The organism is Bradyrhizobium sp. P5_C12 (genome assembly GCF_054049735.1).
The window spans coordinates 1-25701 of the sequence record NZ_JBFULU010000032.1 but is presented as its reverse complement, the minus strand read 5'-3'; the positions used below and the strand labels follow the sequence as shown (position 1 = coordinate 25701).

Here is a 25701-nt window from a genome sequence, read left to right as displayed (position 1 = left end):
GGGGCTTGCTGATCCTACCGTTTGCTGGCCTGCCGCAGCGACCGTTCGCGCTCCATCGCTGCCACCTGCTTGGGCAGGTTGGTCTGCGCGCAGGCCTCGGCCAGCCGCCGGCGCTCCTGCCAGGGCTCCACGACGTTCATCCAGAGCTCGCGCGCGCCCATGATGGAGATGGCGAGACCGAACGGGATCACGAAATAGAGGATGCGGAAGACCAACAGGGTCGCCAGCAACTGCTCGCGGCCGAATTCGGGCAGCGCCACCAGCATGGCGGCATCGAACACGCCGATCGAGCCGGGGGCATGGCTGGCAAAGCCGAGCAGCGTCGCCAGGATGAACACCACGGCGAGCGACAGGAAATCGATCGGCGGGCTGGCCGGCACCAAGAGGTACATCGCCAGCGCGCAGAAGCCGAGATCGACCACGCCGATCAGGATCTGCACCAGCGTCAGCGGCGCCGACGGCAGCACCACCTTCCAGCCCTTCTGGCCGAGCTCCCGGCGCTTCTCGCCCATGCAGAGCCAGACCAGATAGGCGCAGATCGAGGCGAGACCGCCGAGCGCGATCAGCCGGTTGATCGACGACGGCAGCTGATCCATGTAGGAGGCGGCGTCCGGATGGATGGCCATGCCGATCGAGAGCACGAAGATGTTACCGAGCCAGAAGGTCAGGCCGGAGAGGAAGCAGATTTTCGCGACGTCGATCGCGTTCAGCCCGTAGTCCGAATAGATCCGGAAGCGGATCGCACCGCCGGTGAACACGGTTGCACCGATATTGTGGCCGATCGAATAGGACGTGAAGCTGGAGAGCGCTGCGATGCGGTAGGGCACGTGCTTCTTGCCGATCGTTCGCAGTGCAAAAAAATCGTAGAAGGTCAGCGTACAGAACGCGAAGCACACGCAGATCGCCGCCAGCCCGATATTGCCGCGGGGAATCTCGGTTAACGCCGTCAGGATGACGCCGGTATCGATGCCCTTGAGGGTGCGCACAAGCGTCGTGATCGCGAAGGCGATGATGACGACGCTCGCGGCGATTCCAAGCCGTCGCCAGCCGATCCATCTCTTGAAGCCGCGTTTCAGCGCGGGCAGCAGTCCGTGCATTCATCCTCCCGGCGGGGGGCAAGACCGACCCGCCCAGACATTGGCGGCTCGGGTGCGATCGCTGCCACGGTGGGCGTCGATCGCTAGATATGTTCTAGCTCATTTAAGGCAAAAAGGTCGGCTTGTGCAGCCCTTGACAAGGATAGGTTCTGCGCTGGACCGGCCGCTCTGTCATACGTGGTTCACATGGCAGGCGCGTTAAGCATATGAGTCGTGACACCAGGCTCGGGTCGCGCTCCGCATGTTGACATGATTTCACCTTACTGGCGCCGCTCGCATTGTTCCCGCGCAAACGATCCGGGCTTTTTAGGAACGTCGCCGTCGCGCGCCGGTTAGCGACCCATCAGCAATCGAACATGGCGGAATTTTGCGGCTTTTCGTGCAGGCCGATGCCGCCGTGTTCCCGAAACCCGAGAGGATCGGATCGATGGGACTGTTCACAAAAGACATTAAGACGATGAACGACCTGTTCGTGCATCAGCTGCAGGACATCTATTACGCCGAGCAGCAGCTCACCAAGGCGCTGCCGAAAATGGCGGATAAGGCGACCGATCCGCAGCTGAAGCAGGGCTTTTTGACGCACCTGGAAGAAACCAGGCAGCACGTCAAGCGTCTCGAGGAGGTGTTCAAGATGCACGGTGCGCAAGTGAAGGCGGTGGATTGCCCGGCGATCGACGGCATCATCGAGGAAGCCGAGGAGACCGCCGGCGAAGTCGCCGACAAGGCGGTGCTCGATGCAGCCTTGATCAACGCGGCGCAGGCCGCCGAGCATTACGAGATCGCGCGCTATGGCAGCCTGATCGCCTGGGCCAAGCAACTCGGCCGCACCGACTGCGCAGCCGTGCTCACCAAGACGCTGGAGGAGGAGAAGGCGACCGACAGGAAGCTGACGACGCTCGCCGAGAGCAAGGTGAACCTGCGCGCCGCGAGCTAGGGAGTGTAGCCAGGAAGACGCCCTGCGGCCCACGCGCGGCGTCTTGCTGCTCAGATGTATAATCGGCCCGTGCCCGACCATCGTCGTCGGCGCCTGCATCTCGGCGTTCGGCTGCCTCAGCCTGCTCTGGATCGGCGCCGTGATCGGCTTCGGCGCGCAGGCGCGAGGATGAACAATGTGAGCAAACGCACACATCGTCTGTTCACCATCCCCGGAACCGGCTCGTAGCCGGTTACCGACTATCCACCTCTGCCGGTTTCTAGTGCAGGTCCCATAGAGGCCGGCAATGTATCAAGTTCTTTACTGTCTGACGGACCAGCATGACTGGAGCCTGGTCGCGCTTGGCGGCGCGGTGTGCCTGCTTGCCAGCGCCGCGGCGATCAGCCTGTTTCACCGGGCGCGCGCGACGCGGGGGTCGGGGCGTCTGGCCTGGATCACGCTGGACGCCGCCGTCAGCGGATGCGGCATCTGGGCGACGCATTTCATCGCGATGCTGGCCTACGGGCCGGGGGCCGACGGTGCCTACAACATTCCGGTGACGGTCCTGTCGCTGATCTTCGCGATCTCCGTGACCTTCATCGGATTGAGCATCGCGGTATCGTCGGCGCGGACGCCGTGGATCGTTCTCGGCGGTGCCATCGTCGGCGCCGGCGTCGCGACGATGCATTACACCGGCATGGCGGCGCTGGAAGTTCCCGCGCGCATTGCCTGGGTCGAAGGCACGGTTGTGGCCTCGGTCCTGTTCGGCATCGTGTTTGCGGCGCTGGCGCTGTTCGTCGCCGCGCGTCGCGACGACCTTTCCCATGCGCTGAGCGCGACCGCCCTGCTGACGCTCGCCATCGTCGCGCATCATTTCACCGCGATGGGCGCGGTGGTGCTGACGCCGGACCCGACGCTCGCGATCAGCGGGCTGTCGATCGCGCCGGGCTCGCTGTCCTTCCTGACCGCCAGCGCCGCGGTTGCGATCATCGCGATTGCGCTCGCTGCTGCGCTGCTCGACCGCCGTGCCAAGGGTGCATTGGGACGCCAGCAGTTCGTGCTGGACACGGCGCTCGAGAACATGTCGCAGGGGCTGTGCATGTTCGATGCCGACGGCAAGATCCAGCTCTTCAACGAGCGCTACGCTGCGTTGCTCGGCCGCACCGGCATTCCGCTCACCGGCCGCCTGCTCGTCGAGGTGTTGCGGGAGGAGCAGGCCAAGGGCCAGTGGCAGGGCGATGCGGACGAATTCTTCGCGCGCCTCGTCGTCGACGCACGCGAGGGCCGCACGACCAGCCAGGTCGTGAACAGGCTCGGCCGCTCCATCCGCGTCGTCAACCAGCCGATGCAGGGCGGCGGCTGGGTCGCGACCTTCGAGGACATCACCGATTGGCTGGAGGCGCAGGCGAAGATCACGCACATGGCGCGCCATGACGCGCTGACCAATCTGCCGAACCGCGTGCTGTTCCACGAGCAGCTCGAGCAGGGTCTGCGCCGCGCGAGATCGAACGACCAGCTCGCGGTGCTCTGCCTCGATCTCGATCACTTCAAGGACATCAACGATTCCCTCGGCCATCCCATCGGTGATGCGCTGCTCAAGGAGGTCGGCCGCAGGCTCGCGGCCGCGGTCGGCGAGAACGACACCGTGGCGCGGCTCGGCGGCGACGAGTTCGCCGTGGTCCAGCTCGGCCGGTCCGAGGAGGCCGCTGCGGCGCTGCTTGCCGGCCGTCTCGTCGAAGTGATCTCCGCGCCTTACGAGATCAACGACCATCAGATCGTCATCGGCGTGTCGATCGGCATCTCGCTGTCGCCGCAGGACGGCAGCGATCCGGACGAATTGTTGAAAAATGCCGACCTGGCGCTGTATCGCGCCAAGGCCGACGGTCGCGGCACCTATCGCTTCTTCGAGACCGGCATGGATGCGCGCGCGCAGGCGCGGCGCCTGCTGGAGATGGATCTGCGCGCGGCGGTACAGCGCGACGAGTTCCAGGCGTACTACCAGCCGATCCGTGACGTCGCCAGCGGCCGCGTCGTCGCCTTCGAGGCGCTGCTGCGCTGGAACCACCCGCAGCGCGGTCTGATCGCACCCGTCAGCTTCATTCCGCTGGCCGAGGAGACCGGACTGATCGTCCAGCTCGGCGAGTTCGTGCTGCGCTCTGCCTGCACCGACGCGGCGACCTGGCCGGACGATGTCGACGTCGCCGTCAACCTGTCGCCGGTGCAGTTCAAGAACCCGAATCTGATCGCATCCGTGACCGAGGCGCTGGCAGCCTCGGGGCTCGCGGCACGCCGCCTCGAGCTCGAGATCACCGAATCCGTGCTGCTCCAGAACAGCGAGGCGACGCTGACCACGTTGCATGAGCTCCGCGCCATGGGCGTGCGGATCTCGCTCGACGATTTCGGCACCGGTTATTCGTCGCTGAGCTATCTGCGCAGCTTCCCCTTCGACAAGATCAAGATCGACCGCTCCTTCGTGTCGGAGCTCGCGACGCGCGAGGATTCCATGGCGATCATCCGCGCCGTGACCGGGTTGGGGCGCAGCCTCGGCATCGTCACCACGGCGGAGGGGGTCGAGAACGACGCGCAGCTCGAACTGCTCCGGCGCGAAGGCTGCACCCAGGCGCAGGGCTATTTGTTCAGCAAGCCGCGTCCTGCGTCCGACGTGATGATCATGCTGAACCGGCCGCGGCTGCGCGCCTTGGCGTAAGATCTAGCTGCGGCGCAGCGCGAAATGCGCGCCGCAGAACGCCATCACGGCGCCGAGACAGAGCGCGGCAAGGCCCGCCAGCACGCCGGAGATGGTCGGGATCGGGCTCGGCGCCGAGGCCGCTTGCCCTGCTCCCGCCAGCAGCAGCACACCGACCGCGATCAGGAATTGCCGCATTCTCTGCGGGATCTGGCCGGAGACGGCGCTCTGCATCAAGGTCGCGGTGAAATAGCCCCCGGAGAAGCCGACGGTCGCGATCAGCCACCAGGCGATCGCCGCGCCCGCCGGCATGAACTCGTGCGTATCGGAGCGCCAGAGGCCGCCGAGGTCGAGCCCGTAGCGTGCGCCGAGCATGTGCACTGCGAGCGCGAGCAGCACGCCGGCGATCACGGCGGCGCCGAGAATCAGCCGGCGCGGGAAAAAGGTCGTCTCAGCCATGGCTCGCTTGTAGGATGGGCGAGGGCGGTCGCGCAAGCGGATCGCAGACGGGATCGAGTGTGAAGATGCAGCTTTCCGAGGCCCCGGCCGCTTCAGCCACGAGCTACGCCTACAAGGCGTCGCTGATCGGCTCGGCGCATCGCTTCGAGCTCACCGACGCCGGCCTGTCCTGGCGCATCGGCGGCCGTTCGGGCGTCTGGCGCTACGATGAGATCAGCGCGATCCGGCTGTCGTTCCGGCCGGTGTCGATGCAGCAGCACCGCTTTCGCGCCGACGTCAGCCATGCCGACGGCGGTCGTATCGCGATCCTGTCGACCAGCTGGCAGACCGCGGCGCTGATGGCGCCGCAGAACAACGGCTTTCGCGATTTCATGATCGAGCTGCATGCGCGGATGGCGAAGGCCGGCAGTCGCGCCGCGTTGACGGCGGGCCTCGGCCGCAAGACCTATGCGGCGGTGCTGGCGTTCCTGGCGGTGCTGGCGGTGGCGATGACGGGGCTGTTCATTCGCGCGCTGATCATCGGCGAATTCGCGGGCGTGCTGTTCATCATCGGCTTTGCCGCGCTGTTCGTCTGGCAGGTCGGCGGCTTCGTGCGGCGCAATCAGCCGCAGAGCTACAGCTTCGATCGCGTGCCTCGGTCCTTGCTGCCGTAGGACTTGCAACCGGCCGCAATCAAATGTGACTTCGCCGCCCGGCACCCATATCGCAGGGTGCGGCCATGTCAGCCATGGACCGCAGCCGCCGCCTGCCGACGGCGGATGAGATCGAAGCGATCAACCCGAGACATCTGATTGAAACGCCGCTGTCGCCGGCCGACCTGTTGTTTCTGTTCGGGACCCGTGAGGACGTTGCGCTGCGCGTCGCGACCGCCGCGCGGCTATGGCGCGAGGGCTATTTCCGCTGGTCGATCGTCAGCGGCGGCGTGACGCCGGGCTCGGAGCAATCCGAGTGCACCGTCATCAAGGCGGCGATGATTGCCGCAGGCATTCCGGCGGACCGCATCCTCGAGGAACATCGCGCGATGAACACCGGCGAGAACGTGATCCTGTCATTGCCGATCATCGATGTCGCGCTGGGGCTGCAGAACGTCCGCAGCGTGATCTGCCTCGGCAACACCTGGACCGCGCGGCGCTACCCGATGACGCTGCACCGGCACTGGCCGGGGGTGACAAAGATGCTGCTCACCGTCGACAGCTTCGCGACGCCGCGCGCGCTTTGGCATACGGACGCCGAATTTCGTCGCCGGATCCTGCACGAATGGGACAAGATCGAGCCGTACAAGGCGAGGGGCTTTATCGCGGACTGGCCGGAGAGCTGACGGGCGGGGGGTATGGATTCTTGTTTTGACGCGTTTTCTTGACGCGAACCGGTATCCACTTCGCTCGAAAACTCTCTAGCTACTCCGTCGAGTCAAAATCCTCTTCCTTGGTGCCGAGCAGCGAGACGATCGTGCGCAGGCCGGAATCGAGCTGCTCGAGCGAGGGCGGGGCGAGCGCGAGCCGCACCGCGTTCGGCGCATGGCCATGCGCGATTGCAAACGTCGAGGACGGCGTCAGCGCGATGCCGCGCCGCGCGGCTGCGGCAACGAAGGTCTGCGAGCGCCAATGCGGCGGCAGCGTCAGCCAGAGATGATAGGAGCGGGGGTCCGCGGCGAACTGGTAGCCGGCCAGCAGTCTTGCCGCAGTCTGCTGGCGGCGTGCGGCGTCGATCCGCTTCAGCCGCGTCAGCTCGGCGACGGTGCCGTCGGCCATCAGCCGCTGCCCGGCCGCGAGCGCATGGCCGGAGGCGATCCAGCCGCCGGTGCGGACCGCGCTCATCACGCTCTCGCGCAGATGCGGCGGCGCGACCAGGATGCCGAGCGCGAGGCCCGGCGCGACCTTCTTGGACAGGCTGTCGACCACGATGCAGCGGTTCGGTCCGAGCACCGCCAGCGGTGTGTCGTCGGCGAGGAAGCCGTAGACGGCGTCCTCGATGATGGTGAGGTCGAGCTTTTCGGCGACGCGCATGATGTCGGCCCGCCGTGTCGCGTTCATGGTGACGCCGAGCGGATTCTGGATGATGGGCTGGAGATACAGCGCCGACAGGTGCGCCTCGCGATGCGCTTTCTGGATCGCGTCGGGACGGGCGCCATACTCGTCCATCGGAATCGGGACCAGCGTCACGCCGAGCCGCGCGGCGATGCTCTTGACGTAGGGGTAGGTCAGCGCCTCGACGCCGCAGCGGCCGCCGGTGGGAACGAGCGCCGCGAGTGCGGCCGCCACCGATTGCTTGCCGTTGGCGGTGAAGACGATCTGCTCGGCCTGCGGCGTGTAATCCTTGCGTGCCAGATAGGCGGCGGCGGCATTGCGCGCGCTCTTGGTGCCGGTGCTGGTCGAGACGCGCAGCGCAGCTTCGAGTGCATCGACGCGCTCCAGCCCCGCGAGACTCTTGGCGATCATCGCCCATTGCTGCGGCAGCAGCGCGTAATTGACCTCGAAGTCGATGCGCGCGTCGCGCGGCTCGCTCATCGTCTCGACTTCGCGCCTGATGTCGCCGGAGATGAAGGTGCCGCGGCCGACCTCGCCGACCACGAGGCCGCGGCGGAGCAATTCCGTATAAACCCGGCTCGCGGTCGAGACCGCAATGCCGCGATCATAGGCAAAATTGCGCTGCGGCGGCAGCCGGTCGCCGGGCCTTAACGTGCCGTTAGAGATATCGAGGGCAATGGCATCGGCAAGCTTCACGTACTCGAACTTGGACATTATTGCACCGAGAGCAATGTTTTCCTTGTACCGAGGATTGTACTGGAGCATTTAAGTTCCATCAAGGCCCGCGATTGAGCCGAGGAAAGCGAGAGCAATCCGAAGGCAAATCAGGAGCAGACGCTTCCAGCGTCTGCGCCAACGGCATCTCTTTCGCCGTGCGGGACGACAGGCCGGAGAAGGAAAATGACCACGATCTCGCAGACTGCCGGGCGGAATTTACGCCCATCCTCATCGAGCGGATTTTTCCGCGCGCTCGCCAATGGCGCCTATGCGCTGTTCGAGCGCCTGGAGCGCCGCTCCGCCGTCAAGACGCTGAACGAACTCGACGACCGCGCCTTGCGCGACATCGGGATCACGCGCAGCCAGATCGAGGACGCCGTCTACGGGCAGGTCAAAGCCGAGCTGACGCGGTATCTGTGACGCTTGGCCGATCGTCATGCCCGACAAGTCCCGGGCATGACGGCCTCGCGAGAGGTGTACAATACCTCAACACCGTCATTGCGAACGCAGCGAAGCACCAGAGTCTTTCCGCGGCGACAGTGTCCATTCCTCGAAGGATGTCGGCCGAGATGCAGCCGGGCCGTCGCCCTTCGAGGCTCGCCACGCGGCGCGTTGCGTCGCATGGTTGGCAGCTCAGGGTGACCGCGGCACCACCGGCATTCTGGGTGTTTTGCCCGACAGGTAGCGCGATATCTTGTAGCCCGGATGGAGCGGAGCGTAATCCGGGAATCCATCCAGGCGAAAAAAGCGGCCCCGGATTGCGCTGCGCTCCATCCGGGCCACGAGGGTGTCGATGGATCAGGCGAAGGCGGCTTGGTCCCACGCTCCGCCAAGAGCTCGATCGCCTTCAGAGAGGTCGGACTTGCGGCGAGGCCTTGTCGCCGAACCCGCGTCACGCCGGTGCCTGGCATCGATCCGTCCCACGCTGATGCGAAGGCGCGCAACCAGCGCCGCAGCGCGCGCAGCCGCCCGCCTCACGAGGAACGCAATCGTCGCGGCCCGGCTCAGAATGCTGAGCATCAACACCACCGAGAAGATGTCGATATAGGCGACGAGATCCCCGACCAGCATCAGCGCGGGAGGCAGGGGTACGTTGTGATAATAGGCTAGCAGCAGGATGCCCAGGGGGATGAGGGCCGCCACCTTTCGCCATGTCAGCCGCTCCAGCAGCGCGGCGAATTGCACCACCAGCGCCTCCCACAGCGCGTCGCCGATCGCGAGCGGGATCTCATGGCTCCACTTGCGCCACCAGTTCTTCACGACATTGCTCCGAGGTCAGTGCCTGACCACCAGCACCGAGCACTTCGCATAACGCACCACATGCCCGGCGTTGGAGCCGAGGAAATAGGTGCGCATCGCCGGCCGGTGCGAGGTCATCACGATCAAATCGGCCTTCACGTGCACGGCCTCCTCCAGGATCTCGTGATAGATGCCGCCCTGGCGCACCACGCTGGAGATGCGCGCGGCGTCGATGCCGGATTCGCGTGCGACGATGGCGAGCGCCTCTTCCGAGGTCTGGCGCTGCTGCTCGTCGAAATCGGCCGGGACGTATTCCGCCAGCATCACCGGCGTCATCGGCAGCACGTTGAGCAGGCGCACCGCGCCGCTCCAGGTCTGCGACAGCGTTGCCGCGGTGGCGATCGCCGGCTTTGCCAGATCCGTGTCGGCGAGGTCGATGGGCACGAGGATGGACTTGAACATCTGCGCCTCCCTCTCAATTCAAACTGGCTCAACCGGTCGAGACGGCGCCCGCGCGTCTCATCCCAGTCGAAGCAGCTTGGGGCTGACGAACAGCACCAGTTTGCCGCGGCGGTAGGCCACGTCTCCCCAATCCTTGACGTCAAAGTCGAAGATCGCAAGCCCCGCGGTGGGCAGGTTGTGGGCGAGCGCCTTGGCGCCGGCCGGATCGCCGCCGCCCGTCAGCATCAGCGCGGCCTCGTGCATGCCCGGATTGTGCCCGACCAGCAGCAAGTGCCGGGGATTGGCCGGGATGGTTGCAGTGCGAATGGATTCGAGAATTTGCGCAGGGTCGGCGCCATAGAGCTCCGGCAGGATCTCGACCTGCGGCGCCGGGACACGCTTCTTCATCGCCTCCCAGGCGACGTCCCAGGTCTGCCGGGCCCGGACGGCGTGCGACACCAGAACGGCATCGGGGAAGGGCGGATGGGCGGCGATCCAGTCGCCGATCTCGGCGGCATCGGTGTGGCCGCGGTCATCCAGCCGGCGATCCTGGTCACGGCCGCTCGGCGCGTCAGTCTCGGTCTTGGCGTGACGCAGCAGCATCAAACGGCGCATGGCATTCTCGAATCGTTATGTGTCCGGGATAATCTACCGGCGCCGGCTGAGGACAGGGTGACAAGCGCCGGCACAGTCCTCTAAGAAAACGACATGAGCGAGACTTTCACAAGCGTGTCCCAGGAAGAAGCCGGCTTTCGCGAGCGCGCACGGCTGTCGTTCGACCTCGATGCCGACATCTGCGTCATCGGGGCAGGGTTGGCCGGGCTCTCCATCGCGCTGGAAGCGGCCCGGCTCGGGGCCAGCGTCGCGGTGCTCGAGGGCCGCCATATCGGCTGGAACGCCTCCGGCAACCAGCTCGGCACGGTGATGCCGGGCTTTGCGCTGCCGCTCACCGAGCTGATCGAGCGCATCGGCTTCGAAGATGCGCGCGAATTGTGGACGCTGTCGAAGGAGGGGGCCGAGTTCGTCCGCGCCAACGCCACGGAAGAGAACATGCCGGGCATCGGCTTGAGCGACGGTGTGCTGGAGGTCTCCAACGTCGATGCCGGCGACCGGCTGATCAGCCGGTTGCAGATGCTGACCGAGGATTTCGACACCGATGTCGAGGGCTGGCAGGTCGATCGCGTCCGCCAGGTGCTCAAGACCGATCACTACTTCCACGGCGTCTATTATCCGAGGGCATTCCAGGTCGACGGCCGCAAATATGTGCATGGCCTCGCGGCGCTGGCGCGGCGGGCTGGCGCCCGCATCTTCGAGGATACGCCGGTCGTCAGCATCGATCATTCCGGCATCCGCAAGCGCATCGTCACGCCCTCGGCGCGGCTGCGCGCGACCCACATCGTGCTCGCCGGCAACATCCATCTCGGCGCGCCGCTGAAGCGGTTGTCCGAGACGCTGCTGCCGGTCTGGCGCTACGCCGGCATCACCGCGCCGCTCGGCGAGCGCGTGCACGACCTCGTCGGCTTCAAGGGATCGGTGATGGATTCCGACGGCGTCGACCATTTCCGCATTGTCGACGGCGATCGCCTGATGTGGGAAAGCCCCGAGACCACATGGGCCGCGCGCCCGCAGCGCTTTGCCGGCGCCGTCAGCCGCAGGATCCGCACCATCTTCCCCGGTCTCGGCAATGTCGAGATCACCGATACGTTCGGCGGCGCCACCGGCCAGACCGTGCACGGCATGCCGCAGATCGGCCAGCTGCGCAAAGGCCTGTGGGTGGCGAGCGGGTTCGGGCGCCAGGGCATGAACACCTCGGCCATGGCCGGACAGCTGATCGCACGCAGCATCCTGTGGGGCGACGAGCGCTGGCGGCTGTTCTCGCCGTTCGAGCTGGTCTGGGCGGGGGGCGCGACCGGGCGGGTCGCAGGCCAGTTGGTCGGGGTCTGGGGCAGGGCGAGTTCCGCCGCCGCGGGGTCGCTCGCCCGCTACCGCGAGCGGGCGCGGGTCAAGGACCGGGAACGTGAGGCGCGGCTCGCCGAAGCCAACCGGGCCGCCGGCACCGGTCCACGCCGTCCGCCAGCCGGTGTCCGGCCGCGGCCGGCCCCGCCGCCGGAACCTGCGGCCCAAGACGCAATTCGGGTCCCGGAACCGGCCGCGCAGGACGGCAGCATCTCGCAATAAGTTGAGAGAAATTCCGCCCGGAAGTGTAACGTCGGCCGTTAGAGCCCGTATCTCAGGGCGTGGGACTCCCCGCTCACGGAGAATGAGATGTTTGACCGCCGCATCCTGCTAACGACTGTCGCCGGCCTGTTCGGCCTTTCGGCCTTCCGCTGGCTGAGAGGAACACCCGCCGAGGCTGGCGAGAAGGCCGCGCAGAAATTCGAGATCGAGAAGACGGACGCCGAGTGGCGCGCCCAGCTGACACCGCAGCAATATGAAATTCTGCGTAAGGAGGGCACCGAGCGGCCCGGCTCCAGCCCGCTGTTGAAGGAGCACCGCAAGGGCATCTTTGCCTGCGCCGGCTGCGACCTGCCGCTGTTTGCGTCCGACACCAAGTTCGAGAGCGGCACGGGTTGGCCGAGCTTCTACCAGCCGATCGAGGGCAATGTCGGCAAGACCGAGGACCGCACCTTCGGCATGCTCCGCACCGAGGTGCATTGCCGGCGCTGCGGCGGCCATCTCGGCCACGTCTTCGACGACGGTCCGAAGCCGACCGGACTGCGCTACTGCATCGACGGGTTCGGGCTGGTTTTCCACCCGGCGGCAGCGTCGGCGACTTGAGGTTTGGTACCGGCAATTGTTGCCGGCCCGGCAATTGTGCCCCGGTCATCGGACCGGGGCTTGTCTATTTAAGTCATTGATTTCCTGAGAATACCCGCATTGGCATAGGCCTTGCGACTGTCTCTCCCGACTGCGGCCCTGGTCGACCGGCCGCCGAGATCGGATTTGGAGACAAAGTTATGGGTATCTTCGATGCAATGAACACCTCGGTGGGTGGCCTGCAGGCGCAGTCCTACGCGCTGCAGAACATTTCCGGCAACATCGCGAACTCATCCACCACCGGTTACAAGGGCATCGGCACCAGCTTCGTCGATCTCATTCCCGACGCCTCGGTCCCGAGCAAGCAGGTCGCGGGCGGCGTGACGGCCAACGCCAAGGCGACGATCACGACGCAGGGCACAATCTCCTCGTCCACCGTCGCCACCAACATGGCGATCACCGGCGACGGCTTCTTCTCGATCCAGAAGGCGACCGGGATCGTCGACAACGTCCCGGTGTTCAGCGGCGTCACCTATTACACCCGTCGCGGCGACTTCCAGCTCAATGCCAACGGCAATTTGGTCAACGGCGCCGGCTATTATCTGATGGGCACCACGGTCGACCCCAAGACCGGCAACCCGACCGGTAACGTCGCCACCGTCCTGAAATTCCAGAACAACTTCATCCCAGCACAGGCGACCACCTCGATCCAGTACGCCGCGAACCTGCCGTCGCAGCCGAACACGGCGGCGAGCTCGACCGCGGCGGCCAAGACGCTGCTGGCGGCCGGGGGCCTGAACCCGTCGGATTTCGCCGCCAACCCGCTGATCGTCGGCACGCCGCCGCCGCCTTATGTGAACGCGACGGTCTCCGGCGCCGCCGCTACCGGCAATCTGCGCTCGGCCTACACGTCGACGACGGTAACCGGCTCGGTGGCCCTGCTGAACAGCGCATCGGCCGCAGCGAGCAGCGGTACGTCCCTCGACCCGAACGCAAGCCCGCATCTCGGCGTCTCGTTGGCCGGCCAGACGTTGACCATCAACAACGGCAGCGGCCCCTATACGATCACCTTCGACAACACCGCGACGGGCATCACGACAACCGCCACCAGCACCGTGATCGGCGTGAAGGCCGGCGCCACGACGACGGTGAACGATATCCTCACTGCGATTCAAACGGCCGGTGGCGCCGGCAACGGCGTCACCGCCACGATCACCGGTACCGGCAACATCCAGATCGCAGGCGGCACCCTCGTCGATCTTGCGATCAGCGGTAGCGCGGCGACCACGCTCGGCCTCAGCAACGTGACGCGCGGCGGCAACGTGCTGTCCACGCCTCCGATCACCGGCAATACGCTGCTCAGTGGCGCTGCGACGGCTGGCAATTCGGAAGTTCTTTCATCGGGTTTCCAGGCAGGGTCGGCGGGTCCGCCCGTCGTTAATCCCGATACGATCACCGTGAACGGTCAGACGCTGACTTTCGTCTCCGCGGCCCCCCCCATTAACAACCCGAACCAGATCAGCGTCACTGACGACATCTCGACCTTGCTTCAGAAGATCGACTTTCTCGCCGGCACTTCAGGCTCGTCGATCAGCAACGGAGTGATCACGCTGAATACCGGCACCGCAAACCCCTCTTTGAACGTCTCCAGCAGCAACACCAATGCGTTCGCGGCGCTCGGCTTCACCGCAGCCGTTTCCAAGCCTCGCGGCGGCGGCGGGACGGCCGGCACGGGCACCGTGATCGGCAACGACGTCGCGACCTTCACCAAGGAAACGATCAGCGGTGGCGCGGTGACCGCCTACAATGCGGCCGGCACGCCGGTGAATCTGCAGCTCCGTTGGGCCAAGACCGACAGCGCCTCGCTGGGAACCGGTCATTCCGACACCTGGAATCTGTTCTATCAGACTGACCCGAACGCGACCGGCACGAACGTTGCGTGGATGAACACGGGACAGGCCTTCACCTTTGCCGCCGACGGCTCGCTGACCTCGCCGAGCAGCTCGGGCATTACCATCAACAATGTCACCGTCAGCGGCCAGTCGCTCGGCTCGGTCGCCTTCAACATCTCCCAGGGCGGTCTGACGCAATATGCCAGCACCAGCGGCGCGGTAACGATCAACACCATCACCCAGAACGGCTACGCCGCCGGTCAGCTCCGCTCCGTCGCCGTCAACAACAGCGGCCTCGTGGTCGGAACCTTCTCCAACGGCCAGAACCTCGACCTCGCCCAGGTGACGTTGTCGCACTTCAACGGCACCAACTACCTCAAGGCGCTCGACGGCGGCGCCTATGCAGCGACCGACCAGTCGGGCCCTGCGATCGACGGCGCTTCGGGCACCATCAGCGGCTCGTCGCTGGAAGGCTCCAACACCGACATCGCCGACGAGTTCACCAAGCTGATCGTGACCCAGCAGGCCTATTCGGCCAACACCAAGGTGATCACGACCGCGAATTCGATGGTGCAGGACCTCCTCAACGTGTTGCGCTGATCGGCGCGTGACGTAACCAAAGGCGGCCAGTGATATGGGTTTGAGTTCAGCCCTCGCCAGTGCGATGAGCGGTCTGCGTGCCAACCAGGCCGCGCTCTCGATCGTTTCCTCGAACGTCGCCAACTCGCAGACGCCGGGTTACGTCGTCCAGACGCCGAACCAGATCGAGGTCACCACCGGCGACTTCGGCTCGACCGCGATGACGACCGGCGTCAGCCGGGAGCTCGACACCTATGTGCTGAACCAGCTGCGCACCGAGACCGGCGGCAGCGGCTACGCCGACCAGATGGCCAACATCCTGAAGCAACTTCAGAATGTCTATGGCAATCCCGGCGGCAGCGGCACACTCGAAACCGCGCTGAACAACTTCACCACGGCGCTGCAGGCGCTGTCGACGAGCGCGGGATCGTCCTCGGCGCAGACCGTGGCCGTCGGCGCGGCGCAGGCGCTGGCGCAGCAGCTCAACGTCACCACCAAGGGCATTCAGTCGCTGCGCTCCAACGTCGAGCAGGATCTCGGCACCTCGGCGCAGCAGGCCAACGCGGCGATGCAGAAGGTCGCCGACATCAACACCAAGCTCCAGGGCCTATCGGCGAACGACCCGTCCGCCGCGACGCTGATGGATCAGCGCGACCAGGCCATCAACACGCTGTCGAAATATGTCGACGTCCGCGTCACCACCGACGGGTCGAACCAGGCCAATATCTACACCACGACAGGTATCCAGCTGGTCGGCGCAGGGCTCGCCTCGCAATTCACTTTTGCGTCCGCCGGCGCGCTGTCGGCGACTTCGCTCTACAACACGGATCCGGCCAAGTCCGGCGTCGGCGCGTTCAACATCAAGCTGCCGAACGGCTCGCAGCTCGACGTCGTCGCCAACAACGTGGTCTCGTCCGGCCAGATCGCGGCCGATCTCAAGCTGCGCGACCAGACGCTGGTGCAGGCGCAGACCCAGATCGACCAGCTTGCCGCCACGATGTCGAGTGCGCTGTCGGACAAGACCACGGCCGGCAGCGCGGTGTCCGGCCCGCCGGCCGGTTTCGACATCGACCTTGCCGGCGCGCAGCCGGGCAACACCGTCAACCTGACCTACACCGATACGGCGACCAACACGAAGCGCCAGATCACGCTGGTCAACGTGACCGATCCGGCGGCGCTGCCGCTCCCGAACGCCACCAATGCCAACCCGATTCAGATCGGCGTGAATTTCTCCGGCGGCATGGGCGCGATCGCGTCCGCACTCAACACCGCGCTTTCCGGCTCGCATTTGTCGTTCTCCGCCGCCCCGTCGCCGGCGACGGCCACCACGCTGCGGGTGACCGACGACAACACTGGCCTTGCCAAGGTCAATTCGTCCTCGATCACCAAGACGATCTCGTCGCTGACCTCGGGCAATCCGCAGCTGCCGCTGTTCACCGACGGCGGCCAGGCGCTCTATACCGGCGCGATCACCGCGTCGGGCTCGCAGATGACCGGCCTTGCCGGGCGCATCGCCGTCAACACGCAGCTGGTCAGCGATCCGACCAGGATGTCGGTCTACAACACCTCGCCGGTGACGCCCGCGGGCGACACTACGCGCTCGGACTATCTTTATTCGCAGCTCACCTCGGCGGTGTTCTCCTATTCGCCGCAGAGCGGTCTCGGCTCGGCGAGCCAGCCCTTCACCGGCAGCGTCTCGAACTATCTCCAGCAGTTCCTGAGCGTCCAGGGCAACGCCGCGACCCAGGCGACCCAGCTCCAGCAGGGCCAGAGCGTCGTGGTCTCCACGCTCCAGGCCAAGTTCAACTCGACCTCCAGCGTCAATTTGGACTCGGAGATGTCGAACCTGATCCAGCTCCAGAATGCCTATGCCGCCAACGCTCACGTGATGTCGGTGGTGCAGGGCATGATGAACACGTTGCTCCAGGCTCAAGTGTAACAAGTAACAGGGCTCTGAAACATGTCGATCAGCAGCATCAACTACTCCTCGTCGGTTCTCGGCTCGCAGATCCGCAACATCAATCAGCAGCTCACCGATCTGTCGACGCAGCTCTCGACCGGCAAGCTGTCGCAGAACTATTCCGGCATGGGCACCAACGAGGGCTTTGCGATCGCCTCGCGCGCGCAGCTCTCCAACATCGCGGCCTATACCGACACGATCACCAACGTCAACGTCAACATCAACCTTGCCAATACCGCGCTCCAGTCGCTGACGACGATCCGCAATACGGTGCAGACCGGCTCCGCGAATTCGGCGCAGGCCCTCAACGTCAACGGCCAGACGATCGCGCAGAACACCGCCGCCGCCCAGTTCGGCTCGATGGTCGGTGTTCTCAACACGCAGTCGGGCAACCGCTATCTGTTTTCCGGAACCGCCTTCAACACGCAGCCGGTTGCGGATGCCGGCGACATCATCAACGGCACCACGACCCAGGCCGGCTTCAAGACCGTCATGGCGGAGCGCCAGGCCGCCGACCTCGGTGCCAACGGCAAGGGGCGGCTGGTGCAATCGACGTTGCCGTCGGGCGCAATACAGGTGTCGGAGGATTCGGCGACGTCGCCGTTCGGGCTGAAGATCGCGGCGGTGTCCTCGACGCTGACGGGCGCGACGGTCACCGGGCCGAGCGGCTCACCGGTATCGTTCTCGGTCAATCTCAACGGCGTCAACCCGAACAACGGCGACAAGCTCAGTATCCAGTTCACGCTGCCGGACGGCTCGACCGAGCAGATCGACCTGACGGCGTCCAGCGCGACGCCGACGCCGGTCGGGAGCTTTGCGATCGATGCAAGCACCCCCGTCAACCCAGCCAACACCGCAACGAACCTCAACACCGCGCTGGACACCGCGATCACGAAGCTCGCCAACACCTCGCTGGTGGCGGCGTCCGCGATCGTCGCCGGCGACAATTTCTTCAACACCGCGAGCTCCGCGATCGGCGCGCCCGTCAACAACCAGGCGGCCACGCCAGCGCCAATCACCGGCGCGACGGCGCTGTCGGGCACGAGCCCCTCGGATTCGATTTCGCCGGGCTTCGTCGCCGGCGATACCCTCACCGTCAACGGCACCACGCTCACCTTCGTCAGCTCGGGCGCGACCGGCAACCAGCTCAATGTCGGCGACAGCATCCAGACCCTGCTCGGCAAGATCGACCAGATCACGGGGACCTCGAAGCCGTCGACGATCCATGGCGGTTCGATCACGATCAAGACCGACGATGCGGCGAGCCTGAGCATCTCGGGCTCGTCACCCGGCGCGACCGCCGCGCTCGGCGCACTCGGTTTCAGCGCGACGCCGGTGACAGCGACGCAGCCGCCGCTGCGCGTCGGTTCCTCGCCGGCGAGCTCGGCGACCACGCTGGTCAACGGCTCGGCGAACACCGTGAAATGGTACCAGGGCAATGACGGGCCGGGCTCGGCGCGCTCGACCGCGGTGGCGCGGGTCGACGATTCCGTGACGGTGCAGTATGGCGCGCAGGCGGACGAGGATGCGATCCGCCGGCAGCTGCAGGCGATCGCCGTGTTCGGGACGTTCTCGACCTCGCCGACCGGGCAGTATTCGGGCGGGCAGGTCGCCGCGCTCAGCCTGCGCACGACCCAGGCGCTGACGCAGCAGCCCGGCCAGCAGCGCATCGAGGACATCCAGACCGACATCGCGATGGCCCAGAACACGATGAAGGACGCGAGCACGCGCCAGACCCAGGCCAAGGCGCAACTCCAGAGCATCGTCGACCAGGCGGAATCGGCTTCGCCCGACCAGGTCGCGAGCGAGATCCTGGCGCTCCAGAACGCGCTTCAGGCGTCCTACCAGGTGACCTCGAATCTCGCGCAGCTCTCGCTCGTCAAGTTCCTGTAGGGATGCGTTAAGGCGTCGTTAACCATGCCTCTTTACCTTTTGGTGAGGATTGGAGCGGGGCGGAGCCGTCGATGTCGGACAAGATGCAACTGGTGGTGGCCACGCCGTGCTTCGGCGGGCAGGTTTCGAGCATCTATGCGAGCTCGATCTTCGCGCTCCAGCGCGCCGTGCACGGCATGTCCAATCTCGAGCTCAAGGTGCTGCTGCGCGACGGCGATGCCCTGATCACGCGGGCGCGGGCCAACCTGGTCGCGCTGTTCCTGGACGATCCCAAGGCGACGCATTTCCTGTTCATCGATGCCGACATCGGGTTCAAGCCGGAGCAGGTGTTTCGGCTGATCGAATGCGGAGCCGATGTCGTCGCCGGCTGCTATCCGATCAAGCGCGTCAACTGGGACAAGGCGAAGCGGGCGATCCAGGCCGGCCGGGCCGATGTGCCGGCGGCCTCGCTCGATTACGTGCTCGAGATCGAAGATCCCGACCGCATCGTGGTGGTCAACGGCTTTACCCGCGTGCGCTATGCCGGCACCGGCTTCCTGATGATCCGGCGCCACGCGCTGGAAGCGATGTGCCGCCATCCGAACCATGCAGGCCTGCAGTTCTTCCGCGAGCATTCCCACGATACGCTGGCCGCGAGCCAGAACCGGTTCGCGCTGTTCGAATGCATGATCGATCCGGCGACCGGCACCTACCTTTCCGAGGATTTCGCCTTCTGCAAGCGCTGGACCGATATCGGCGGCGAGATCTGGGCCGACATCCAGAGCTCGCTCGACCATGTCGGGCCGTCGGTGTTCCATGGCGACATCGCTTCGCAATTCGCGCCGGCGCCCGCGGCGGCGGCCGATGCGGCGTGAGCCTTCCGGGATGAGCATCGGCGCATCCCATCCGTCGGTCCTGGAGCGCGCGTCCGACGGCGGCTCGCGCTACCGCCTGCGCGATCTCTTCACGCCGCTGGACACGCTGCTCGTCTCTGGTGGAGACCCGCGGCTTTCGCTCGATCCGAAGCACCGCGTCAACGCCTATGGCTGCGCGCCGTCGCCGGAGCCCGAGATCTGGAATTTCGCCTCTTCGACCGCGTCCACGATCTCGCAGGCGGCCTACGACCGCGCTGCGCTGGCGCGCGAGGAGCTGATGCACAAGTGCCTGTTCGACGAGGTCGAGGTCGCCTTCGACGCGCGCTGCGAGGACATGCGCGACGAGCTGCGCGGCCACCTCCAGCTCTCGCCGCGCGTCGACATTGTGTTCTCGCCGTCCGGCACCGATTCCCAGCTTCACGCGCTGTTCCTGGCGCACACGGCGCTCGGCGCGCCGCCGGTGACGATCGTGGTCGGCGCCGACCAGACCGGAAGCGGCACGGCCTACACCGCGCGCGGTCGCCACTTCAGCTCGATGACGGCGAGCGGCCTTGCCGTGCGCAAGGACGGCGCGGTGGCGGGGCTTGCCGGCGACAGCGTCGCGCTGCCGCTGCTCGGTTCTGCGCCCGGCATCACGATGAGCACCGACGCCGATGCCGCCGTGCTGCGTGCAGTCGAAGCCACAATCGCGCAAGGCGCGCCCGTGCTGCTCCAGATCATGGATACGTCAAAGCTCGGCTGGCGCGCCCCGAGCCCGGCCTGTCTCGACGAGATCGCGCGGCGGTGGCCGCGCAAGGTCCAGGTCGTCGTCGATGCCTGCCAGGCGAGGCTCGGGCGCCGGCGGCTGCGTTCCTATCTCGACCGCGGCTACATGGTGCTGATCACCGGCTCGAAGTTCTTCGGCGGGCCCGCCTTCAGCGGCGCGCTGTTGGTGCCCAAAGGCATGTCGCGATCGCTCGACCGGGTTGGCGGGATCGCGCCGGGCTTCTTCGACTATGCCGGTCGCAGCGACTGGCCGAAGGCCTGGACTGCGTTGCGTTCGCGCTTCGAGCGCCGGCCGAATTTCGGTCAATGGCTGCGTTGGGAAGCGGCGCTCGCGGAGATCGGCAGCTACTATGCCGTGCCCGGGGCTTTCCGCGCCAGGGCGCTGGCCGAGCTTGCAGGCGGCATCGACAGCATGATCGCGCTGTCGCCGTCGCTTCAGGCCGTTCCAACCGCGGTCGAGAAGGCCGGCGCGGACGACGAGGAATTTGCCCAAGCCACGATCTTTCCGTTCACGCTGCTGCGCGACGGCAGACCGGTCTCGATCGCCGAGACCGGAGCTGTTCATCGCGCGCTGGCGGTCGACATGAACGACGAGATCAGCGGCAGCGCGGCGGACCGGCAGGTGGCCGCGCAGCGCTGCCTGATCGGTCAGCCGGTCCGGCTGGAGCGGCAGGACGACGCGCCGCGGGCCGTGCTGCGGCTCTGCGTCGGCGCGCGCCTCGTGACCGAGGCCTGGTCCGCGGACGAGGCGCAAGCGCGACGCAATCTTCAGCATGTACTCGACCGGGTCGCCCATGTCCTGGTGAAGATCGAGCTGCTGCTTGACCGTGCCGCGACCGCGCCGGGGATGTCTGTGCTTGAGGTGTAAGATGCTGCATCCTGTTTCCGCGCCGAACGGTGCGACCACGCCGAACTATTCCGACCGCATCGGCTTTGCGCAGTTGACGCGCCGGGCCTTCGAGGGCGGCGATCTGCATCCGTTGCGCGAGCATCTTCTGGCGCGGATCGCGGCGGGAACGGCGGAGGCGGGCGAAGGCCTGGATCTGTCGCTGATTGCCCAGCTTCTCGGCGAGAAGGAGGCCGGGCTCGTGATCCAGACCGAGGTGCTTTCCTTCCATCAATTGTTTCGTACGCCGTGCGCGGTTTCGAAACCCCGGTTGCGTGTGCTCGCGCTCGCGGCCGATATCGACATGGGCGGCAACACCCCGATCGAATTCCTGCTCGAAGACTCCGACATCGAGCTGCTGACGCTGTACGTGGTCAAGGGCGTCGGCCTGCCGGCGACATTGCCCGATCACGACGTCGCCATCGTCGTTGCCTCCGATTCCGAGGAATGCCGCGAGGCGCTCGCCGTCATCGAACAGGCTGCGCCACGCTGGCCGCGGCCGCTGCTCAATCGCCCCGAGCTGATCGGCAATCTCGATCGCGACAAGCTCTACCGGCTGCTGGCGGGCATCTCTGGTCTCGACATTCCCGCGACCGTCCACGCGATGCGCGCGCAATTGTCGAAGCTTTCGGAAGGCAAGATCGCCTGCGAGGACATCACGGGCGAACTGCGCTTTCCGATGATCGTGCGGCCGCGCGGTACGCATGCCGGCGTCGGGCTCGCGAAGATCGACGATGCAGCGGCGCTCGCTGCCTATCTCGCCGAGCGGCAGGAGCAGGATTTCTTCGTCGCGCGCTTCGTCGACTATTCGAGCGCCGATGGGCTCTACCGCAAATATCGTCTCGCCATGGTCGACGGCAAACCCTACGCCTGCCACATGGCGATCGCCGATCGCTGGGACATCTGGTACCTCAACGCCTATATGGCGTTCAGCGAAGAGAAGCGGGCTGAAGAAGCCGTCTTCATGCTCGGCTTCGACCACGCTTTCGCGGCGCGCCACAGAGCGGCGCTCGACGAGATGAGCAGGCGCGTCGGCCTCGATTATTTCATCGTCGATTGCGCCGAGAACCAGGACGGCGAGCTGCTGGTGTTCGAGGCCGACAACACCGCCGTCGTGCACAACATGGATCCCCCGGCGGTGTTTCCCTACAAGCCGCCGCAGATGCGCAAGATCTTCGCCGCGTTCACGGCGATGCTGTCGCAGCACGCAAAGGCTGGCGAGGAGAGTGCAGCATGAACGAGATCATCCGCAACACCCAGGCAGCCGGCGCTCACGGCTCGCTCGACCCGCAGGACTGGAGCGAGTTTCGCGCGCTCGCCCATCGCATGCTGGATGAGACGATCGACGGTATTGCCAACGTCCGTCAGCGTCCGGTCTGGCAACCGATCCCCGACGATGTTCGTGCGGCATTCAGGACCGACGTGCCGCGCGAGGCGAGCGATCTCGCCGACGTCTATCGCGAGTTTTCCGAGCGCGTCGCGCCTTACGCGACCGGCAACGTTCATCCCGGTTTCATGGGCTGGGTGCATGGCGGCGGCACTGCGGTCGGGATGCTCGCGGAGATGCTCGCGGCGGGCCTCAATGCCAATCTCGGCGGACGCGATCACATGCCGATCGAGGTCGAGCGCCAGATCGTCGACTGGATGCGCCGCCTGTTCGGTTTCCCCGAGAGCGCGAGCGGCATCTTCGTCACGGGCACGTCGATGGCCAATCTGATGGCGGTGCTGGTGGCGCGCACCAGCGCGCTCGGCTCGCTGGCGCGGCAGTACGGCATCGGCAATGACGGCGCGCTGCTCACCGCCTACACGTCGCGTGCCGCCCATGGCTGCGTCTCGCGGGCGATGGACATTGCCGGGCTCGGCACCGATGCGCTGCGCAAGATCGACGTCGATGCCGATCATCGCATCGACGTCGCCGCGCTGCGTGCGCAGATCGCGGTGGACCGCGAGGTCGGCTTCAAGCCGTTCCTCGTCGTCGCCTCGGCAGGCACGGTCGATATCGGCGCGATCGATGACCTCAAGGCGATTGCGGAGCTGTGCCGCGAGGAAGGAATCTGGTTTCACGTTGATGGTGCCTTCGGCGCGCTGGCGATACTCTCGCCCGAGCTTGCACCTTTGCTCGACGGTATCGAGCTTGCGGATTCGATCGCGCTCGATTTCCACAAATGGGGGCAGGTGCCTTACGACGCCGGCTTCCTGCTGGTGCGCGACGGCGAACGGCACCGGCAGGCCTTTGCGCAGCCGGCGGCCTATCTGCGGCGCGAGGCGAGGGGGCTTGCGGTGGGAGCGGTCTGGCCCTGCGATCTCGGGCCCGATCTGTCGCGCGGCTTCCGCGCGCTGAAGACCTGGTTCACGCTGAAGACGTTCGGCACCGACCGCCTGGGCGCGGTGATTGCGCGAAGCTGCGCGCTGGCAAAGTATCTGGAGACGCGCATCCTCGCCGAGCCGCGGCTGGAGTTGCTTGCTCCGGTCAATCTCAACATCGTCTGCTTCCGCTACCGCGGCGCCGACGATGAGATCAATCGCGAGATCGTCGCCGACATTCAGGAATCCGGCGTGGCGGCGCCGTCGAGCACGACCGTCGCAGGCCAATTGGCGATCCGCGCCGCGATCGTCAATCACCGCACCGACGAGACGGACATCGAGGCGCTTGTGGCTGCGGTGCTGGAGTTCGGCGGACGACGGAGCCGCGTCGGCCTGGTCGAGGTCGAGGCGCCGCCGCTCGCGGCGCAGTGACCACGAACGCGGCTGAGAACGACAACGGCCCCGGAGATGATCCGGGGCCGTTGTCGTTCGCGCGGGTGCGCGTCAATCCGAGATATGTGCTCAGGCGGCCGAGCTGACGTCGTTCTTGTCTGCTTCCACCTTGGGATGCGTGGCCTCGTACTGACCCCGAAGCTTCTCTTCATAGGCGATCAGCTTGCGGGCATCCTTGAGCGCCCGGTAGAGATCGCCGCTCATGATGTTGTTGTTGATGGCCTCGATGATCGGCCAGGAGCTCGGCACGGCGGTGACGATATCGCGCACCAGGTTGAAATAGGTGCCGTGCTGGGTCTGCGGATCCGGCGAGATGTACATCAGCTGCACCGCCAGATAGACGAGCTTGGCCGGCGTGTCGGCGGTCTCCGGCGTGAGGATGTCGCGCTCGCGCAGGATCGGCACGTTCTCGCCGTCGATCAGAAGGCGGGCGCGCTGGTCGGTGTTGGTGATCACGCAGTTACCGACAATGATGCGTTCGTGCGGTCTGAGCTCGACCTTGAGGGCCATGCCTGTTCTCCATCAACGCTTTCGTAACCGAGCGTGTGTTGCGGCGGATCAAGGCGCAATACTCCATCAAGATTAGTTAACGACTTATGAATCTCGGCGATTGCCGCCAAAAAAATCAATCATATCAACGTTGAAATCACCTGGCGAAGCCGCATCGCCGGCGTGCGGATCGACCGAATCGCGCGCCGACTCAACGAAAGCGCCGATTTCATTTCATGTTTCGTTAGAGGTCTCGGCGCCACGGTCCGCCGGTCGCTGGGTCAATCTCGATCCAAGCAGACGCGTAACAGTAGCGTCGTTTACCAGAAAGGTAACAGAGTCATGTCCGGTATCGTTCTCTCCTCCTCGGTTCGTCAGAACCTGCTCTCCCTCCAGTCCACCGCTGACCTCCTCGCCACCACGCAGAACCGTCTGTCGACCGGCAAGAGCGTCAACTCGGCCCTGGACAATCCCACCAACTTCTTCACGGCACAGTCGCTCGACAACCGCGCCAGCGACATCAACAATCTGCTCGACGGTATCGCCAACGGCGTGCAGGTGCTGCAGGCTGCCAACACCGGCATCACCTCGCTGCAGAAGCTGATCGACAGCGCCAAGTCGATCGCCAACCAGGCGCTGCAGACCACSGTCGGCTACTCCACCAAGTCSAACGTCTCCRCCACSATCTCGGGTGCGACGGCGGCCGACCTGCGCGGCACGACCTCCTACGCCAGCGCGACGGCGAGCAGCAACGTGGTGTTTAGCGGCGCGGCCGGCGGCACYACCGCGGCGAGCGGCACCACSACGCTCGGCGCYACCATCGGCWSCTTYGCMRGCACTGGYGCGACGGCYGGTGACGGCACCACSGCCCTGGCCGGCACCATCACCCTGATCTCCACCAGCGGCACGAGCGCCACCGGCCTGCTCGGCAACGCCCAGCCCGCCGACGGCGACACGCTGACCGTGAACGGCAAGACCATCACCTTCCGCAGCGGCACCGCGCCGGCCTCGACCGCGGTTCCGTCCGGCTCGGGCGTCAGCGGCCACCTCGTCACCGACGGCAGCGGCAATACCACTGTCTATCTCGGCGACACCGCCACGCCGGCCTCGCTCGCGACCGTGAACGATCTCTTGAGCGCGATCGATCTCGCCAGCGGCGTGAAGACGGCATCCATCACCTCGGGTGCTGCGACGATCTCCGTGAGCGCCAGCCAGCCCGGTGCTGCCGTTTCGACCGCTGCTGCGGGCGCCGTCCGGTGCTGCCGTTTCGACCGCTGCTGCGGGCGCCGT

The 25701-nt window shown here is 65.9% G+C and carries 23 protein-coding genes; 16 read left to right on the top strand and 7 right to left on the bottom strand.

The annotated features are described in order from the left end of the window. Positions 1-14: 14 nt before the first annotated feature. The gene (locus ACXJMY_RS25330; protein ID WP_456622070.1) at positions 15-1097 is read right to left on the bottom strand and encodes a lysylphosphatidylglycerol synthase transmembrane domain-containing protein; all 1083 of its coding nucleotides are present in this window, start codon (positions 1095-1097) and stop codon (positions 15-17) included. A 427-nt stretch (positions 1098-1524) separates the two neighbouring features. Between ACXJMY_RS25330 and ACXJMY_RS25325 the strand changes: the two genes are divergently transcribed. The 3 genes from ACXJMY_RS25325 to ACXJMY_RS25315 all read left to right on the top strand — a co-directional run bounded on the left by ACXJMY_RS25325 (position 1525) and on the right by ACXJMY_RS25315 (position 4717). Beyond that, entirely contained in the window at positions 1525-2031 is a 507-nt protein-coding gene (locus ACXJMY_RS25325; RefSeq protein ID WP_456622069.1) for a YciE/YciF ferroxidase family protein, read from the top strand. A gap of 43 nt (positions 2032-2074) precedes the next feature. Next, positions 2075-2203 carry a hypothetical protein gene (locus ACXJMY_RS25320; RefSeq protein WP_456622068.1) on the top strand — a complete coding sequence of 43 codons (129 nt, stop codon included), beginning with the start codon at positions 2075-2077 and terminating at the stop codon, positions 2201-2203. A 114-nt stretch (positions 2204-2317) separates the two neighbouring features. Further along, positions 2318-4717, top strand: coding sequence for a bifunctional diguanylate cyclase/phosphodiesterase (locus ACXJMY_RS25315; protein WP_456622067.1), 2400 nt, complete (start codon positions 2318-2320; stop codon positions 4715-4717). A 3-nt stretch (positions 4718-4720) separates the two neighbouring features. Here the strand turns inward: ACXJMY_RS25315 and ACXJMY_RS25310 are convergent, their stop codons facing one another. Then, positions 4721-5155, bottom strand: coding sequence for a hypothetical protein (locus ACXJMY_RS25310; protein WP_456622066.1), 435 nt, complete (start codon positions 5153-5155; stop codon positions 4721-4723). Between the two features lie 65 nt (positions 5156-5220). Between ACXJMY_RS25310 and ACXJMY_RS25305 the strand changes: the two genes are divergently transcribed. Beyond that, entirely contained in the window at positions 5221-5808 is a 588-nt protein-coding gene (locus ACXJMY_RS25305; RefSeq protein WP_456622065.1) for a hypothetical protein, read from the top strand. A gap of 65 nt (positions 5809-5873) precedes the next feature. Then, entirely contained in the window at positions 5874-6473 is a 600-nt protein-coding gene (locus ACXJMY_RS25300) for a YdcF family protein (RefSeq protein ID WP_456622064.1), read from the top strand. A gap of 79 nt (positions 6474-6552) precedes the next feature. On the opposite strand, the gene ACXJMY_RS25295 is transcribed toward ACXJMY_RS25300, so the two are convergent. Then, positions 6553-7896, bottom strand: coding sequence for an aminotransferase-like domain-containing protein (locus ACXJMY_RS25295; protein ID WP_456622063.1), 1344 nt, complete (start codon positions 7894-7896; stop codon positions 6553-6555). Between the two features lie 186 nt (positions 7897-8082). On the opposite strand from ACXJMY_RS25295, the gene ACXJMY_RS25290 reads away from it, so the two are divergent. Then, positions 8083-8319 carry a DUF1127 domain-containing protein gene (locus ACXJMY_RS25290; protein ID WP_456622062.1) on the top strand — a complete coding sequence of 79 codons (237 nt, stop codon included), beginning with the start codon at positions 8083-8085 and terminating at the stop codon, positions 8317-8319. A 378-nt stretch (positions 8320-8697) separates the two neighbouring features. On the opposite strand, the gene ACXJMY_RS25285 is transcribed toward ACXJMY_RS25290, so the two are convergent. Genes ACXJMY_RS25285 through ACXJMY_RS25275 form a run of 3 tightly spaced genes read right to left on the bottom strand, consistent with a single transcriptional unit; the run spans position 8698 to position 10194 of the window. After that, positions 8698-9159, bottom strand: a complete 462-nt coding sequence (locus ACXJMY_RS25285) for a hypothetical protein (RefSeq protein WP_456622061.1) — start codon at positions 9157-9159, stop codon at positions 8698-8700. Positions 9160-9174: 15 nt separating this feature from the next. After that, on the bottom strand, positions 9175-9600 hold the full coding sequence (locus tag ACXJMY_RS25280) for a universal stress protein (protein ID WP_456622060.1): 426 nt from the start codon (positions 9598-9600) through the stop codon (positions 9175-9177). A 57-nt stretch (positions 9601-9657) separates the two neighbouring features. Beyond that, complete coding sequence (locus ACXJMY_RS25275; RefSeq protein ID WP_456622059.1) at positions 9658-10194, bottom strand: SixA phosphatase family protein; 537 nt, start codon at positions 10192-10194, stop codon at positions 9658-9660. Positions 10195-10287: 93 nt separating this feature from the next. On the opposite strand from ACXJMY_RS25275, the gene ACXJMY_RS25270 reads away from it, so the two are divergent. The 9 genes from ACXJMY_RS25270 to ACXJMY_RS25230 all read left to right on the top strand — a co-directional run bounded on the left by ACXJMY_RS25270 (position 10288) and on the right by ACXJMY_RS25230 (position 23901). Beyond that, a complete protein-coding gene (locus tag ACXJMY_RS25270; RefSeq protein ID WP_456622058.1) occupies positions 10288-11757 on the top strand; it encodes an NAD(P)/FAD-dependent oxidoreductase in 1470 nt (489 codons plus the stop codon). 87 nt (positions 11758-11844) lie between these two features. Next, positions 11845-12357 (top strand): peptide-methionine (R)-S-oxide reductase MsrB, encoded by a 513-nt coding sequence (gene msrB, locus ACXJMY_RS25265; RefSeq protein WP_211385360.1) that lies wholly within the window; start codon positions 11845-11847, stop codon positions 12355-12357. 179 nt (positions 12358-12536) lie between these two features. Further along, positions 12537-14828 (top strand): flagellar hook-basal body complex protein, encoded by a 2292-nt coding sequence (locus tag ACXJMY_RS25260; protein WP_456622057.1) that lies wholly within the window; start codon positions 12537-12539, stop codon positions 14826-14828. Between the two features lie 34 nt (positions 14829-14862). Continuing rightward, the gene (gene flgK / locus ACXJMY_RS25255) at positions 14863-16746 is read left to right on the top strand and encodes a flagellar hook-associated protein FlgK (protein WP_456622056.1); all 1884 of its coding nucleotides are present in this window, start codon (positions 14863-14865) and stop codon (positions 16744-16746) included. A 21-nt stretch (positions 16747-16767) separates the two neighbouring features. Beyond that, positions 16768-18660: a flagellar protein gene (locus tag ACXJMY_RS25250; protein ID WP_456622055.1), complete on the top strand. Its 1893-nt coding sequence runs from the start codon at positions 16768-16770 to the stop codon at positions 18658-18660. 71 nt (positions 18661-18731) lie between these two features. Next, positions 18732-19514 (top strand): hypothetical protein, encoded by a 783-nt coding sequence (locus tag ACXJMY_RS25245; protein WP_456622054.1) that lies wholly within the window; start codon positions 18732-18734, stop codon positions 19512-19514. Beyond that, positions 19504-21147, top strand: a complete 1644-nt coding sequence (locus ACXJMY_RS25240; protein WP_456622053.1) for a hypothetical protein — start codon at positions 19504-19506, stop codon at positions 21145-21147. Before ACXJMY_RS25245 ends, ACXJMY_RS25240 begins: the two co-directional genes overlap by 11 nt. A 1-nt stretch (position 21148) precedes the next feature. Then, the gene (locus ACXJMY_RS25235; protein WP_456622052.1) at positions 21149-22402 is read left to right on the top strand and encodes an ATP-grasp domain-containing protein; all 1254 of its coding nucleotides are present in this window, start codon (positions 21149-21151) and stop codon (positions 22400-22402) included. Further along, on the top strand, positions 22399-23901 hold the full coding sequence (locus ACXJMY_RS25230) for a pyridoxal phosphate-dependent decarboxylase family protein (RefSeq protein WP_456622051.1): 1503 nt from the start codon (positions 22399-22401) through the stop codon (positions 23899-23901). The genes ACXJMY_RS25235 and ACXJMY_RS25230 overlap by 4 nt, the downstream gene beginning before the upstream one ends. Before the next feature lie 90 nt (positions 23902-23991). Here ACXJMY_RS25230 and flbT read toward each other — a convergent pair whose 3' ends face one another. After that, the gene (gene flbT, locus ACXJMY_RS25225; protein WP_456622050.1) at positions 23992-24432 is read right to left on the bottom strand and encodes a flagellar biosynthesis repressor FlbT; all 441 of its coding nucleotides are present in this window, start codon (positions 24430-24432) and stop codon (positions 23992-23994) included. 321 nt (positions 24433-24753) lie between these two features. On the opposite strand from flbT, the gene ACXJMY_RS25220 reads away from it, so the two are divergent. After that, on the top strand, positions 24754-25701 hold a 948-nt coding region (locus tag ACXJMY_RS25220), incomplete at its 3' end, for a DUF1522 domain-containing protein (protein WP_456622049.1).

Bases quoted from the DNA above. Each gene is read 5' to 3' on its own strand.
- ACXJMY_RS25240 (WP_456622053.1), top strand. From the start codon at position 19,504: ATGCGGCGTGAGCCTTCCGGGATGAGCATCGGCGCATCCCATCCGTCG.
- ACXJMY_RS25330 (WP_456622070.1), bottom strand. From the start codon at position 1,097: ATGCACGGACTGCTGCCCGCGCTGAAACGCGGCTTCAAGAGATGGATC.
- flbT (WP_456622050.1), bottom strand. From the start codon at position 24,432: ATGGCCCTCAAGGTCGAGCTCAGACCGCACGAACGCATCATTGTCGGT.
- ACXJMY_RS25275 (WP_456622059.1), bottom strand. From the start codon at position 10,194: ATGCGCCGTTTGATGCTGCTGCGTCACGCCAAGACCGAGACTGACGCG.
- ACXJMY_RS25235 (WP_456622052.1), top strand. From the start codon at position 21,149: ATGCTGCATCCTGTTTCCGCGCCGAACGGTGCGACCACGCCGAACTAT.
- msrB (WP_211385360.1), top strand. From the start codon at position 11,845: ATGTTTGACCGCCGCATCCTGCTAACGACTGTCGCCGGCCTGTTCGGC.
- ACXJMY_RS25315 (WP_456622067.1), top strand. From the start codon at position 2,318: ATGTATCAAGTTCTTTACTGTCTGACGGACCAGCATGACTGGAGCCTG.
- ACXJMY_RS25245 (WP_456622054.1), top strand. From the start codon at position 18,732: ATGTCGGACAAGATGCAACTGGTGGTGGCCACGCCGTGCTTCGGCGGG.
- ACXJMY_RS25230 (WP_456622051.1), top strand. From the start codon at position 22,399: ATGAACGAGATCATCCGCAACACCCAGGCAGCCGGCGCTCACGGCTCG.
- ACXJMY_RS25310 (WP_456622066.1), bottom strand. From the start codon at position 5,155: ATGGCTGAGACGACCTTTTTCCCGCGCCGGCTGATTCTCGGCGCCGCC.
- ACXJMY_RS25260 (WP_456622057.1), top strand. From the start codon at position 12,537: ATGGGTATCTTCGATGCAATGAACACCTCGGTGGGTGGCCTGCAGGCG.
- flgK (WP_456622056.1), top strand. From the start codon at position 14,863: ATGGGTTTGAGTTCAGCCCTCGCCAGTGCGATGAGCGGTCTGCGTGCC.
- ACXJMY_RS25290 (WP_456622062.1), top strand. From the start codon at position 8,083: ATGACCACGATCTCGCAGACTGCCGGGCGGAATTTACGCCCATCCTCA.
- ACXJMY_RS25325 (WP_456622069.1), top strand. From the start codon at position 1,525: ATGGGACTGTTCACAAAAGACATTAAGACGATGAACGACCTGTTCGTG.
- ACXJMY_RS25295 (WP_456622063.1), bottom strand. From the start codon at position 7,896: ATGTCCAAGTTCGAGTACGTGAAGCTTGCCGATGCCATTGCCCTCGAT.
- ACXJMY_RS25270 (WP_456622058.1), top strand. From the start codon at position 10,288: ATGAGCGAGACTTTCACAAGCGTGTCCCAGGAAGAAGCCGGCTTTCGC.
- ACXJMY_RS25250 (WP_456622055.1), top strand. From the start codon at position 16,768: ATGTCGATCAGCAGCATCAACTACTCCTCGTCGGTTCTCGGCTCGCAG.
- ACXJMY_RS25305 (WP_456622065.1), top strand. From the start codon at position 5,221: ATGCAGCTTTCCGAGGCCCCGGCCGCTTCAGCCACGAGCTACGCCTAC.
- ACXJMY_RS25300 (WP_456622064.1), top strand. From the start codon at position 5,874: ATGTCAGCCATGGACCGCAGCCGCCGCCTGCCGACGGCGGATGAGATC.
- ACXJMY_RS25280 (WP_456622060.1), bottom strand. From the start codon at position 9,600: ATGTTCAAGTCCATCCTCGTGCCCATCGACCTCGCCGACACGGATCTG.